At 71.3% G+C, this 13,878-nt stretch carries 12 protein-coding genes; 4 read left to right on the plus strand and 8 right to left on the minus strand.

From position 1 onward, the window contains the following. Positions 1-2: 2 nt before the first annotated feature. From trpS to RT2_RS06480, 7 genes are all read right to left on the minus strand, one after another. Positions 3-1,061 carry a tryptophan--tRNA ligase gene (gene trpS / locus RT2_RS06450; RefSeq protein ID WP_072843706.1) on the minus strand — a complete coding sequence of 353 codons (1,059 nt, stop codon included), beginning with the start codon at positions 1,059-1,061 and terminating at the stop codon, positions 3-5. A gap of 63 nt (positions 1,062-1,124) precedes the next feature. Beyond that, complete coding sequence (locus RT2_RS06455; protein ID WP_072843707.1) at positions 1,125-1,604, minus strand: barstar family protein; 480 nt, start codon at positions 1,602-1,604, stop codon at positions 1,125-1,127. Then, the gene (locus RT2_RS25010) at positions 1,604-2,179 is read right to left on the minus strand and encodes a ribonuclease domain-containing protein (RefSeq protein WP_245709407.1); all 576 of its coding nucleotides are present in this window, start codon (positions 2,177-2,179) and stop codon (positions 1,604-1,606) included. The genes RT2_RS06455 and RT2_RS25010 overlap by 1 nt, the downstream gene beginning before the upstream one ends. After that, complete coding sequence (locus RT2_RS06465) at positions 2,176-2,979, minus strand: exodeoxyribonuclease III (RefSeq protein WP_072843809.1); 804 nt, start codon at positions 2,977-2,979, stop codon at positions 2,176-2,178. Before RT2_RS06465 ends, RT2_RS25010 begins: the two co-directional genes overlap by 4 nt. A 32-nt stretch (positions 2,980-3,011) precedes the next feature. Beyond that, positions 3,012-4,226: an MFS transporter gene (locus tag RT2_RS06470; protein WP_072843810.1), complete on the minus strand. Its 1,215-nt coding sequence runs from the start codon at positions 4,224-4,226 to the stop codon at positions 3,012-3,014. Between the two features lie 173 nt (positions 4,227-4,399). Then, positions 4,400-5,623 carry an NADP-dependent isocitrate dehydrogenase gene (locus RT2_RS06475; RefSeq protein WP_072843708.1) on the minus strand — a complete coding sequence of 408 codons (1,224 nt, stop codon included), beginning with the start codon at positions 5,621-5,623 and terminating at the stop codon, positions 4,400-4,402. Positions 5,624-5,812: 189 nt separating this feature from the next. After that, positions 5,813-6,964, minus strand: a complete 1,152-nt coding sequence (locus RT2_RS06480; protein WP_072843709.1) for an acyltransferase family protein — start codon at positions 6,962-6,964, stop codon at positions 5,813-5,815. Positions 6,965-7,159: 195 nt separating this feature from the next. On the opposite strand from RT2_RS06480, the gene hutU reads away from it, so the two are divergent. Genes hutU through RT2_RS06500 form a run of 4 tightly spaced genes read left to right on the plus strand, consistent with a single transcriptional unit; the run spans position 7,160 to position 12,202 of the window. After that, entirely contained in the window at positions 7,160-8,830 is a 1,671-nt protein-coding gene (gene hutU / locus RT2_RS06485) for a urocanate hydratase (protein WP_072843710.1), read from the plus strand. Between the two features lie 5 nt (positions 8,831-8,835). Continuing rightward, on the plus strand, positions 8,836-10,017 hold the full coding sequence (gene hutI / locus RT2_RS06490; protein ID WP_072843811.1) for an imidazolonepropionase: 1,182 nt from the start codon (positions 8,836-8,838) through the stop codon (positions 10,015-10,017). After that, positions 10,014-10,979 carry a formimidoylglutamase gene (gene hutG, locus RT2_RS06495; RefSeq protein WP_072843711.1) on the plus strand — a complete coding sequence of 322 codons (966 nt, stop codon included), beginning with the start codon at positions 10,014-10,016 and terminating at the stop codon, positions 10,977-10,979. Before hutI ends, hutG begins: the two co-directional genes overlap by 4 nt. Next, the gene (locus RT2_RS06500; protein ID WP_072843712.1) at positions 10,976-12,202 is read left to right on the plus strand and encodes an NAD(P)/FAD-dependent oxidoreductase; all 1,227 of its coding nucleotides are present in this window, start codon (positions 10,976-10,978) and stop codon (positions 12,200-12,202) included. The genes hutG and RT2_RS06500 overlap by 4 nt, the downstream gene beginning before the upstream one ends. A 158-nt stretch (positions 12,203-12,360) precedes the next feature. Here the strand turns inward: RT2_RS06500 and RT2_RS06510 are convergent, their stop codons facing one another. Next, positions 12,361-13,758: an amino acid permease gene (locus tag RT2_RS06510; RefSeq protein ID WP_072843714.1), complete on the minus strand. Its 1,398-nt coding sequence runs from the start codon at positions 13,756-13,758 to the stop codon at positions 12,361-12,363. Positions 13,759-13,878: the final 120 nt, after the last annotated feature.

The following is a 13,878-nucleotide window of genomic DNA, read 5'->3' on the forward strand; positions in this document are numbered from 1 at the left end:
CGTCAGGCCTTCTGGGGCAGGAAACCGACCTTGTCGTACACCGTAGCGAGGGTTCGGGCCGACACCTCGCGGGCGCGGTCCGCGCCGGCCTCGAGGATCCGGTCCAGCTCCGCCTCGTCCGCGAGGTAGCCCTCGACCTTGGCCCGCAGCGGCGTCACGAACTCGACCAGCACCTCGGCGGTGTCGGACTTGAGATCGCCGTAGCCCTTGCCCTCGTAACCGAGCACCAGCTCGTCGATGCTGCGACCCGAGAGCGCCGACTGGATGGTGAGCAGGTTGCTCACGCCCGGCTTGGCCTCCCGGTCGAAGCGGATCTCACGCTCGTTGTCGGTGACCGCGGACTTGATCTTCTTCGCCGAGACCTTCGGGTCGTCGAGCAGGTTGATCAGGCCGGCGGGCGACGGTCCGGACTTGCTCATCTTCGACGACGGGTCCTGCAGGTCGTAGATCTTCGAGGTGCCCTTGACGATCTGCGCCTCCGGGACGACGAACGCCTTGCCGAACCGGGTGTTGAAGCGCTGCGCCAGGTCGCGCGCCATCTCCAGGTGCTGACGCTGGTCCTCGCCGACCGGCACCCGGTGGGGGCGGTAGAGCAGGATGTCGGCGGCCATCAGCACCGGGTAGGTGAACAGGCCGACGGTGGCGGCCTCGGTGCCCTGCTTGGCGGACTTGTCCTTGAACTGCGTCATCCGGCTGGCCTCGCCGAACCCGGTGATGCAGTTGAGCACCCACGCCAGCTGGGCGTGCTCGGGGACCTGGCTCTGCACGAACAGGGTGGACCGGTCGGGGTCGATGCCGAGCGCGAGCAGCTGGGCCGCGGCGATCTTGGTGCGCCGGCGCAGTTCCTTCGGGTCCTGCGGGACGGTGATCGCATGCAGGTCGGGGATGAAGTAGAAGGCGTCGAACTCGTCCTGCAGCGGCACCCACTGCTGCAGCGCACCGAGGAAGTTGCCGAGGTGGAACGAGTCGGCGGTCGGCTGGATGCCGGAGAGCACTCGGTGGCGGGCGGCGGTGCCGGTGGGCGCGGAAGTCGCTGGTGCAGAGGATTCGGAACTCGACATGCGCTCGATCCTTTCATGTCCCGGCCGAGCCCCACCGCCACGCCCCGTCGGCGCCGGGACCGGTCAGGACTCGAGCGTGGTCAGCCGGTGCCCGGCCGCGACCCACCGCCGCGTCAACGACGCACCGGCGTCCTCGTCCGCCTGCAGGATCAGCCGGAACGCCGCCGCGGCCGCGTCCGCGGCGCGGTCGTCGACGGCCTCGGCGAACCAGCGCAGCTCGCCGGGCTCGGCGGCGAGCAGCTCGCCGGCGTCCCGGACCACCACCACCAGACCACGCGAGTCCCCGAGCCAGTCGGCGGCATCGCGCAGGCACTCGTCGAAGGCGTCCTTGTTGGCCCCGAAGTAGTACGGGAACTGCAGCGCCGCCGCGAACTCGTCGAACACCGCGGACACTGTCGGCATCGCCCGCCCACGGACCACCCGGGTGGTGTAGCCGGCGGCGGCCATCACGTATGCCACGTTGTCCGCGGCCCGTGGGGAGGCGGTGAGCAGGCCGACCGCCGGGCCGGAACGGGCAGAGACGAATCCGGTCACCGTGGTCATCAGCGCATCCTCACGAAGCTGGTGTAGTGGTCGGCGGTGTACCAGGCGGAGCCGTCGCTGCCGGTGACGATCCGCTCCGCGTCGCGCGTCTCGCCGCGACGCTTCGGGTTGACGTCCCACTCCCGGTAGCTGACCGTAGCCCCCGACCCGGTCTTGGCGGGCAGCGTCCGGTCCCGGTTACGCCAGGGGTCGCCGCCCTTGGTGCCCGGCGCGTTCGCCGAGTCCGGCCAGTCGCCGGCGTCGATCTCGGCGAGCGTCGCGAACGCGGCCGCGGTGATCGCGGCCGGGACCACCCCGCGGGGGCCGGCGGTCTGCGCCGGGGTGGCGGCCTGGCTGCTGGTTGCTGTCCGGGCTCGCGTGGACGTCGCGTCCGTGACCGACCCGTCCGGCTCTACGACCAAACGCTGCGGCATCGTCGAGGTGACCGGCGCCTGCGTGGTGGTCACGGACTCCGCGACCATCGTGTCCTGCCCGGTGCCACCGCCGCTGCCCGCCGTGGCGTACGCGACCAGCCCGAGCAGGACCAGCAGCAGCACCCCGACGACGACGCGGGAGCGGGTCCCGAGCCGGCTCACCGGTACTGGACCGTGACCGGCGCATGGTCGGACCAGCGCTGGTCGTAGGCTGCGGCCCGCTCGACGACGGCCTCCTTGGCCAGTTCCGCGAGCGCGGGGGTGCACACCTGGTAGTCGATGCGCCAGCCGGAGTCGTTGTCGAAGGCCTTGCCGCGGTAGGACCACCACGTGTACGGCCCGTCCACGTCCGGGTGCAGCCCGCGCATCACGTCCACCCAGCCGAACTCGCCGAACACCGAGCCCATCCAGTCCCGCTCGTGCGGGAGGAAGCCGGAGCTCTTCTTGTTGCCCTTGTGGTTCTTCAGGTCCCGTTCGGTGTGCGCGATGTTCCAGTCGCCGCACACCGCGACATGCCTGCCGTCCCGCTCGGCCTGGGCGGCCACCGCGGCGAGGTGCGCGCCGAACGAGTCGAGGAAGCGTTCCTTCTCCTCCTGTCGCGGCGTCTGCGCCTCCCCCGACGGCAGGTAGAGGCTGGCGACGGTCAGGTCGTCGAAGTCGGCCTCGAGGTAGCGGCCCGCGTCGGCGAACTCGTCGTCGCCGTGGCCGATCCGCACCGCGTCGGCGGGCCGGCGGGAGAGCACGGCCACCCCGTTGCGGCCCTTCGCGGAGGGTTCGGCGGAGGCGAGGTGCCAGCCGCCGTCGAGCGCGGGCGCGAGCGACTTGGCCAGCTGCGCGTCGGTGGCCCGGGTCTCCTGCAGGCAGACGACGTCGGCCTCGGTGGTGCTGAGCCACTCCAGCAGTCCCTTCGTGGCTGCGGCTCGGATTCCGTTGACGTTGACGGTCGAAATGATGTGCGGCACGGCAAGCACCGTATCCAAGAGCACCGCGAAAATCAGGTCGCGGCGGCTGCGGCGGCCCGGCGCTGCAGGATCACGGCGGCCGCCAGCACCCCGAGCCCGGCCACGGCCAGCATCGATCCCACCGCCGCCGGCGCCGTGTACCCGTACCCTGCGGCGATCACCACGCCGCCGATCCAGGCGCCGAACGCGTTGGCGATGTTGAGCGCGGCGTGGTTGAGGGAGGCCGCGAGGGTCTGCGCGTCCTCCGCGACGTCCATCAGCCGGGTTTGCAGTCCCGGCACCAGCGACGAGCCCGCGACGCCGACGAGGAACACGAACACCAGCGCGGTCACCGGGTTCCGAACGGCCAGCACGAACACCGCCAGGATCACCGCCATCGCGGCCATCGCGCCGAACAGTCCCTGCATCAGGGCCCGGTCGGCCAGGTAGCCGCCGAGGTAGTTGCCGGCCACCATGCCGACCCCGTAGATCATCAGGGCGAGCGGGACGAGGGACTTCGCCAGCCCCGACACCTCGGTCAGCGTGCTGCTGATGTAGCTGTAGACGGCGAACATCCCGCCGAAGCCGACCATGCCGACGATCAGCGTCATCCACACCTGGACCCGCCGCAGCGCCCCGAGTTCGGTGACGGGATTGGTCACCGGCATTCCGTCGAGCCGCGGGATCCAGGCCGCCAGCGCGGCCACGGTGGCGACCCCGATGACGGCGACCAGGGCGAACGCGCTGCGCCAGCCGAGGCCCTGTCCGATCCACGTCGCCACCGGCACCCCGACCACGTTCGCCACCGACAGCCCCATCATCACCGTCGCCACGGCCTTCGCCCGGTGCCCGGGCTCCGCGAGGTAGGCGGCCACCAGCGCGGCCACCCCGAAGTAGGCGCCGTGCGGCAGACCGGCGACGAACCGCGCGACCATCAGCGTCGGGTAGGACGGCGCGAGCACCGACGCGACGTTGCCGACGGTGAAGGCGACCATCAGCGCGATCAGCAGCGTGCGCCGCGGCACCCGCGCCGACAGTGCGGCAATGGTCGGCGCGCCGATCACCACGCCGAGCGCGTAGGCGGAGATCAGGTGCCCGGCCGTCGGCTCGGAGATCCCGAGGCCGCTGGACATCTCGGGCAGCAGGCCCATCGCGACGAACTCGGTGGTGCCGATGCCGAAGCCGCCGAGGCACAGCGCGAGGATCGCCGGCCGCCGGGAGACACCGCGGGTGGGGCCGGGTTCGAGCTCGGGACTGGGCGACGACAACTGCACTGGGTCAATGGTGGTCGCCGCGTCCGCGGAAGCGCCAGGTGAGACGGTGTGAGTTCACTCACCGGGTACCGCGAGCCGGTCCCGGGACGACGAAACGGGACGCCCGGATGTCCGGGCGTCCCGTTTCGTCGGTCAATCATGGCGGACCAGCGGTCAGTCCTGGCGAACTAGCGAAGTGCGTACGCCTTCTGCAGGTTCTCGTCCAGGGCGCCGAGGAACTCCTCGGTGGTCAGGTAGCCCTGGTCCCCGCCGACGAGCGAGGCGAGGTCCTTGGTCATCTGGCCGCCCTCGACGGTCTTGATGACGACGTCCTCGAGCTGCTGCGCGAAGCCGATGACCTCGGGGGTGTTGTCCAGCTTGCCGCGGTGCTCGAGACCCCGGGTCCACGCGAAGATGGACGCGATCGGGTTGGTCGAGGTGGGCTTGCCCTGCTGGTGCTGGCGGTAGTGCCGCGTGACGGTGCCGTGCGCGGCCTCCGCCTCGACGGTCTTGCCGTCCGGGGTCATCAGCACGGAGGTCATCAGGCCGAGCGAGCCGTAGCCCTGCGCGACGGTGTCCGACTGGACGTCGCCGTCGTAGTTCTTGCAGGCCCAGACGTAGCCGCCCTCCCACTTGAGCGAGGAGGCCACCATGTCGTCGATCAGCCGGTGCTCGTAGGTCAGGCCCGCGGCGTCGAACTCCGCCTTGAACTCTTCCTCGAAGATCCGCTGGAACTCATCCTTGAACATGCCGTCGTAGGCCTTGAGGATGGTGTTCTTGGTCGAGAGGTAGACCGGGTAGTTCTGCTGCAGGCCGTATGCCAGCGAGGCCCGCGCGAAGTCCTGGATCGACTTCTTGTAGTTGTACATGCCCATCACGACGCCGCCGTCTTCCGGCATCTGGCACACCTCGTGCTGGATCGGCTCGCTGCCGTCCTCCGGGGTGAAGGTGATGGTGACGGTGCCCGGTCCGCCGACCTTGAAGTCGGTGGCGCGGTACTGATCGCCGAAGGCGTGACGGCCGACGATCACCGGCTTGGTCCAACCCGGGACCAGACGCGGGACATTGGAGATCAGGATCGGCGCACGGAAGATCGTGCCGCCGAGGATGTTTCGGATGGTGCCGTTGGGCGAACGCCACATCTTCTTGAGGCCGAACTCTTCGACGCGGGCCTCGTCCGGGGTGATCGTCGCGCACTTGACGCCGACGCCGTGCTTCTTGATCGCGTTCGCGGAGTCGATCGTGACCTGATCGTCGGTAGCGTCCCGGTGCTCAATACCCAGGTCGTAGTACTCGAGGTTCACATCCAGGTACGGATGGATCAGCTTGTCCTTGATGAACTGCCAGATGATGCGGGTCATCTCATCGCCGTCAAGTTCGACGACGGTTCCTTCAACCTTGATCTTGGACATGTGTACTTCGCGTCCTCCTAGGAAGTTTCCCCTGGTCACACGGTTCGAGGCCCGCTTTGTGGGCGAGGCCTCGAAGCATCTCAATCAGTAGACCTAATTCAAGGCGCACAAACCGAGGCTTCCGCGCCAAACATGACAAGCGTACTGCTAGCGGCTCGATCCGCAAGCCCCGCCCCACCCCGCCGCTACCTACCGACGGGTAACTTTGCGCTGGTCAGCGCGGATGTCGGGGACGAGCGCACCGATCCCCCGGTGCAGGGCCCAGGCCAACGGCACCGAGATCGCCATGGTCGAGGCGAACAGCAGCGCCGTCGAACCCTGGAACTGCCCGTAGCCCAGTGCCGCGAACACCAGCTCCAGCACCAGCAGGTGCACGAGGAACAACTCGTAGGAGATCTCGCCGAGCCACACCACCGGCGCGGACGCGAACACCCGCCCGAGCGGGCCGCCGTCGTCGCCGATGACCAGCGGGGCCAGCAGACACACAGCCACCATCAGGTACAGCAGCGACTTGACCACCGCCTCTCCCGCGTCCGCGGGCACGATGGTCGCCTCCCCGGCCAGCGGGGTGCAGGCCAGGGCGAAGAAGTACAGCGCCAGCCCGCCCGCCGCGTACGGGTTGCACCGCCGCACGGTGGCCGCGCCGAGGGCGAGCAGCATCCCGCCGGCGAACCAGGCGACGAAGCCCGGCAACCACAGTCGCGCGACGTAGGGCAGACCGAAGTCCCCGTGCGTGAACACCGTCCACAGCGGCGTGACCGCCACGATCCCGAGCAGCGCCGCGGCCATCCGCCACGGCCGCCACTGCCCGCGGCAGACCCCCGAGACCACCACCGCGCCCAGCGCGGGCAGCACCAGGTAGAACGAGGCCTCCACGGCCAGGCTCCACATCTGCGTCAGGCCCGCGTGCAGGTCCCCCGCCCGGTAGATCTGGGTCAGGGTCAGGTTGCGCGCGAACCCCGACCAGCCGAGCCCGGTGACCCCCGGGTCCCGGAACAGGTAGACCGCGTAGACAGCCACCACGACCGCCCAGTACGCGGGCAGGATCCGGCGGGCCCGGTGCCACAGGTAGGTCCCCGTCGCGGGAACCGCGCCGCCCCCCGCGGCGGCCCGCACCCAGGGCCGGAACAGCAGGAATCCCGAGAGCACGAAGAACACGGTGACGCCGATCTCGAGCCGGGCGTACACCGCCCCGAGCAGGTCCGGGGTGTAGCGGCCGGTCCAGAACGCGGCGTGGGTGCCGACCACCAGCAGGGCGGCGAGGGCACGTACCCCCGTGAGCGCGGCGATCCGCGACGGCGCCCGCTGCGCCGCCTCGACCTCGTCGAGACCCACCGCCATCGCGCCACCCCCCCGGTTCCGCCGACCCACGGGCCGCCGGCCGGCCACGGGTTCTCGGCCGGGCCAGACCCTAGGGCATGTCCCCCGATCCCCGTCTCGGCGCCCCCGGCGTCCAATTGCCGCGCCGCGGCACTGTCGCCGACGCCGCCGACGGAGTGTGATGGAGGGTATGTACGCCGTCGACAGGAGCTGACGATGGACGAGCATCCCGCCGCGGGCCCACGACCGGTCCGCGCGCCCCGCGGCACCACGCTGTCCTGTCGCGGCTGGCCGCAGGAGGCTGCGCTGCGGATGTTGATGAACAACCTGGACCCGGACGTCGCCGAGCGGCCCGACGACCTCGTCGTCTACGGCGGCACGGGGCGCGCGGCCCGCAACTGGGAGGCCTTCGAGGCGATCGTGCGGACGCTGCGGACCCTCGCCGGCGACGAGACGATGCTGGTGCAGTCGGGCAAGCCGGTGGGGGTGTTCCGGACCCACGAGTGGGCGCCCCGGGTGCTGATCGCCAACTCGAACCTGGTCGGCGACTGGGCCACCTGGCCGGAGTTCCGCCGGCTCGAGGCGCTCGGCCTGACCATGTACGGGCAGATGACCGCGGGCTCGTGGATCTACATCGGCAGCCAGGGCATCCTGCAGGGCACCTACGAGACTTTCGGCGCGGTCGCCCGTAAGCGGTTCGGGGGCTCGCTGGCGGGGACCATCACCCTGACCGCCGGGCTGGGCGGCATGGGCGGGGCGCAGCCGCTGGCGGTGACCATGAACGGCGGTGTCGCGATCTGCGTCGAGTGCGACCCGGACCGGATCAATCGCCGCATGGCGCATCACTACCTGGACGCGAAGACCGAGAGCGTCGAGTCGGCGCTGGAGACGGCCGTCCTCGCCCGCAACGAGGGTCGCCCGCTGTCGATCGGGCTGCTCGGCAACGCGGCCGAGGTGCTCCCCCGGCTGCTCGCGACAGGCGCGCCGATCAACGTCGTCACCGACCAGACGTCCGCACACGACCCGCTGCGTTACCTGCCCGTCGGCGTCACCGTCGAGGACTGGCACCGGCTGGCCGAGAAGGACCCCGACTGGTTCACCGAGGAGGCGCGCGCGTCGATGGCCCGGCACGTCGCGGCGATGGTCGGCTTCATGGATGCCGGCGCGGAGGTCTTCGACTACGGCAACTCGATTCGCGACGAGGCCCGGAAGGGCGGTTACGACAGGGCCTTCGACTTCCCCGGATTCGTCCCCGCCTACATCCGCCCGCTGTTCGAGGAGGGCCGCGGCCCGTTCCGGTGGGCCGCGCTCTCCGGCGATCCGGCCGACATCGCCGCCACCGACCGGGCGGTGGCGGACCTCTTCCCGGGCGACGAGCACCTGCGGAGGTGGCTCACCCTCGCCGGGCAGAAGGTCCGGTTCGAGGGCCTGCCCGCCCGGATCTGCTGGCTCGGCTACGGCGAACGGCACCTGGCGGGTCTGCGGCTCAACGAGATGGTGGCGTCCGGCGAACTGATCGCCCCGGTCGTCATCGGCCGCGACCACCTCGACGCCGGCTCGGTCGCGTCCCCGTACCGCGAGACCGAGGCGATGGCCGACGGCTCGGACGCCATCGCCGACTGGCCGCTGCTCAACGCCCTGCTCAACACCGCCTCCGGGGCGTCCTGGGTGTCGATCCACCACGGCGGCGGCGTCGGGATGGGCCGCTCGATCCACGCCGGCCAGGTGTGCGTCGCCGACGGCACCGAACTGGCCGCCCGCAAGCTCGAGCGGGTGCTCACCAACGACCCGGGCACGGGGGTGGTCCGGCACGTGGACGCCGGCTACCCGCGGGCCGCCGAGGTCGCTGCCGAACGGGGCATCCGGATCCCGATGTGGGAGCGGTGACGCCCGTGCCCGGGCAGCCCTGGGTGGTCGTCGACAACATCGGCACCCTGGTCACCAACGACCCCGCGGCGGGCACCGGCCCGCTCGGCGTGATCCACGACGCCGCGGTGGTGCTCGGCGACGGAATCGTCCAGTGGGTCGGGCCGCGTTCGCGCCTGCCCGGTGGCGGCGCCGACACGAGGTACGACCTCGGCGGCCGTGCGGCCCTGCCCGGATTCGTCGACAGCCACGCACATCTCGTCTTCTACGGCGACCGGGCGGAGGAGTTCACGGCGAGGGTGAGTGGTGTCCCCTACCGTGCGGGCGGCATCCGCGCCACCGTCGCCGCCACCCGCGCCGCCACCAATGCCGAACTCGGCGCGAACACCGCCCGCCTGGTCGCCGAGGCACTGCGCTCCGGGACCACGACGATCGAGTGCAAGTCGGGCTACGGCCAGACCGTCGCCGACGAACTGCGCAGCCTCGCGATCGCGGCCGCCTGCACCGACGAGACGACACTGCTCGCCGCGCACGTCACCCCGCCGGAATTCGAGGGCCGCACGGACGAGTACGTGCAGATGGTGTGTGAGTGGATGATCCCGGTGTGCGCGCCGCACGCCCGGTGGGTCGACGTGTTCTGCGAGGCCGGCGCCTTCGATGCCGACCAGTCCCGGGCGGTACTCGAGGCGGGCGTCGCGGCCGGGCTCACCCCGCGCGTGCACGGCAACCAACTCGGCCCCGGCCCGGGCGTCCGGCTCGCCGTCGAACTGGGCGCGGCATCCGTGGACCACGTCACCTACGCCACCGACGCGGACGTCGAGGCGCTGGCGGCGGGCGACACCGTGGCGACGCTGCTGCCCGGCGCCGACTTCTGCACCCGCGGAAGGTATCCCGACGCCAGGGCGCTGCTCGACGCCGGCGTGACGGTCGCGCTGGCCTCGGACTGCAACCCCGGCACCTCCTACACCACCAGCATCCCGTTCGCGATCGCGCTGGCGGTGCGGGAGCTTCGGATGAGCCCGGACGAGGCCGTGTGGGCGGCCACGGCGGGCGGCGCGGCGGCATTGCGGCGCAACGACATCGGCAGCATCCGGGTCGGCATGCGCGCCGACCTGATCGCGTTGGACGCGCCGTCGCACCTGTACCTGGCCTACCGGCCGGGGGTCCCGCTGGTGCGTGAGGTGTGGACGGAGGGACGACTGAGATGACCGGAGTGGACATCGCCCCACCCGAGTGGTCCGGGCGCGACGACGGACCCGGGCCGGAGCACCTGCGCTGGCACGGCGCAGTCTCCCCCTACGACGGCGGCGCGGCGCCGGGCGCCTGCGTCCTGGTCGGGTTCCGCAGCGACGAGGGGGTGCGGCGCAACAAGGGCAGGCCGGGCGCGGCCCGGGGCCCGGCGACCCTGCGTCACGCGCTCGCATCCACGGCGCTGGCGCGGCCGGTGCGCCTGTTCGACGCCGGCGACGTGGCGGTGACCGGGTCGGACCTCGAGGGCGCGCAGCAGCGGCTCGGCGCGGCGGTCGCGGGCTTGCTCGACGCCGGGCACTTCGTGACGGTCCTCGGGGGCGGTCACGAGGTGGCCTTCGGCAGCTACCTGGGCATCGCGCGCAGCGCCGCCGTCGCGGCCGGTGCCCGGGTGGGGGTGCTGAACCTCGACGCCCACTTCGACCTGCGCGACGACGCGGCGCCCAGCTCCGGGACGCCGTTCCGCCAGATGGCCGAAAACGAAGCGGCGCAGGGCCGCTCACTGAACTACGCGGTGCTCGGCATAGCGCAACCCGGAAACACCGCGGCCCTGTTCTCCCGGGCCGAAGCGCTCGGCGTGCGGTACCTGCTCGACGAGGAGTGCGGCCCGTCGAACCTGCCCGCGGTCGAGTCGTTCGTCGAGGAGTTTCTCGGCTCGGTCGACCTGGTGCACCTGAGCGTCGACCTCGACGTGCTGCCCGCGGCGGTCGCACCCGGCGTCAGCGCCCCGGCGGCGTTCGGGGTGGGCCTCGAGGTGGTCTCGCGGGTGTGCGAGCTCGTCACGGTCAGCGGCAAGCTCGCGCTGTTCGAGGTGGCCGAGCTCAGTCCCGTGCTGGACATCGACAACCGCACGGCGCGGACGGCGGCCCGTCTGATCCACCAGGTGGTCACCGGTCGCACCCAACCGGAACCCGCGACGTGAACCCCCAGCGGATCGTGATTCTCGGCGGCGGTTTCGCGGGCCTGTGGAGCGCGGCCGGCGCCGCCCGCAAGCTCGACGAGCTCGGCGCCGGACCCGACGTGGCACGGGTGACGTTGGTCAATCGCGACGGATTTCACGGCATCCGGGTCCGCAACTACGAGGCCGACATCGGGCCGGCCCGCGTCCCGCTCGCGGACGTCCTGGACCCCATCGGCGTCGACCTGGTGCGGGGCGAGGTGACCGGCGTGGATCTGCCCGGGCGGTGCGTCACCGTCGGGACGGCCGCGGGGCCGCGGGTCCTGCCGTACGACCGGTTGGTCTTCGCGCTCGGCAGCGAACTCGCCCGCCCGCCCGTCCCCGGGCTCGCCGAGCACGCGTTCGACGTCGACACCTACGACCACGCCGTCCGGTTGACGGCGCACCTCGATTCCCTGGCCGACGCCGGTCGGTACCCCGGTCAGTTCACCGTCGTCGTGGTCGGTGCCGGGTTGACCGGCATCGAGACCGCGACCGAAATGCCCGGCCGGCTTCGGACCGTTCTCGACCGGGCCGGGCAGACCGGCCCCGCCCGGGTGATCCTGGCGGACCACAACCCCCGGATGGGCTCGGACATGGGCGATTCGGCCCGGCCGGTCATCGACAGCGCGCTGGCCGAACTCGGGATCGAGGCCTGGCCGGGCACCGAGATCACCTCGATCGACCCGACCGGCATCCGGCTCGGCTCCGGCACCGACGTTCCCGCGGGCACGGTGATCTGGTGTGCGGGCATGCGCGCCAGTCCGCTGACGCGACTGTTCCCGGTCGAGCGCGACCGCCTCGGACGCCTGCACGTCGACGAGTTCCTGCGACTACCCGGCCAGCCCGGGGTGTTCGCGGCGGGAGACTCGGCGCGCGCGATGGTCGACGCGGGCCGGCCCTCGGTGATGTCCTGCCAGCACGGGCGGCCGATGGGACGCATCGCCGGGCACAACGTGGTGGCCGACCTGATCGGCGCGCCGATGATCGCCCTGCGCATCGCCTGGTACGTCACCGTCCTCGACCTGGGACCCGCCGGCGCCGTCTACACGGAGGGCTGGGACCGTCGGGTCGTCACCACGGGCGCCGCCGCCAAGGCGACGAAGCAGACCATCAACTGCCGGCGCATCTATCCGCCGCCCGGCGGTGACCGCGCGGCGATCCTCGCCGCCGCCGCGCCGCTCGTGCAGGAGCCGCCGAAGGCCTGAGCGCCTCAGCCGAGCGCCCGATCACCGCCTCGGCGCTGTCGAGCAGTGCGCCGGACGCCGCCAACTGCACGGCCGCCTCGATCTCCGGGGCCAGGTGGCGGTCCGGGCCGGGCCCGGCGACCCGCCGCCTGATCGTCTCCCGCACCGCGGTTCCGCGGTCAGGCCAGCGGCACCGGTGCCGGCTCGTCCTCCTGCGCCGCCGGCCGCCGCGCCACGAAGACTCGGTAGGCGATCGTGAGCAGCGCCAACCACACCAGGCCGACGACCAGCGCCACCCGGGTGTCGGCGACCACCGCCAGCACCGCGACCACGACCAGCAGGAAGCCGAATGCCGCCCACTGCCCGTACGGCCAGAACAGCACCGGGAACCGCAGCGCGGCCACCTCGTCCTCGCTCATCTGCTTCCGCGACGCGTACTGCGAGAGCAGGATCATCAGCCAGACGAAGATGGTCGCGAAGGTGGCGATCGACGCGATGACGAGGAACACCCGGTCCGGGATCAGGTAGTTGAGCAGGACCGCCAGCAACAGCGCGCCGGTCATCACCACGACGGTCATCCACGGGACGCCGCTGCGCGAGACCCGCTTCATCACCGCCGGCGCCTGGCCGCGCTGGGCCATCCCGTACATCATGCGGCCGGCGCCGAAGACGTCGCTGTTGATCGCCGAGAGCGCTGCGGTGATCACCACGATGTTGAGGACCGTCGCGGCCGGACCGATCCCGAGCCCGGAGAAGATCTCCACGAACGGGCTGCCCTCCGACCCGATCTCCTGCCACGGGTTCAGTGCCATGATCACGGCGAGGGTGAGCACGTAGAACAGCACGATCCGGACCGGCACGGTGTTGACCGCCCGCGGGATGGTGTGCGCGGGGTCCTCCGCCTCCCCCGCGGTGATGCCGATGATCTCGGTGCCGCCGAAGGCGAACATCACGATCGCGAAGGAGGCCACGAAGCCGCCGAACCCGGTGGCGAAGAAGCCGCCGTCGGTCCACAGGTTGCTCACCCCGACGCTGGTGTCGTGGACGCCGAAGCCGAAGATCAGGATGGCCGCACCGCCGACGATCATCGCGACGATGGCGGTCACCTTGACCAGGGTGAACCAGAACTCCATCTCGCCGAACACGCGGACGCTGAGCAGGTTCATCGCGCCGATGAAGAACACGATGGCCAGGACCCAGATCCACCGGGGCACGTCCGGGAACCAGAAGCCCATGTAGATGCCGAACGCGGTCACGTCCGCCAGGCAGACGACGATCATCTCGAAGGTGTACGTCCAGCCGGTCACGAATCCGGCGAGCGGCCCCAGGTGCTTGCTGGCGTACTCGCCGAACGACCCCGACACCGGGTTGCTCACCGCCATCTCGCCGAGCGCCCGCAGCACGATGTACACCGCGGCGCCGCCGATCAGGTAGGCGAGCAGCACGGACGGGCCGGCCTTCTCGATCGCCTCCGCGGAACCGTAGAACAGCCCGGTCCCGATGGCGGATCCCAGTGCGATAAATCGGATGTGACGCGCGGTGAGACCCCGGGTCAGCGCCCCTGCGGCGGCTTTCACGATCGGCTCTCCCCAAGGTGGTGGCGAATCACAGGCGGGCGAACTCGCGCCCGGTGGGCGCGTCTCGCGGAGTGAATACGGGCGGCCAGCACTTTAGTCCTGTAACGCCGGTCACTGACG

Source organism: Rhodococcus tukisamuensis NBRC 100609 (assembly GCF_001894985.1).
Taxonomy (GTDB): Bacteria; Actinomycetota; Actinomycetes; order Mycobacteriales; family Mycobacteriaceae; genus Rhodococcus_G; species Rhodococcus_G tukisamuensis.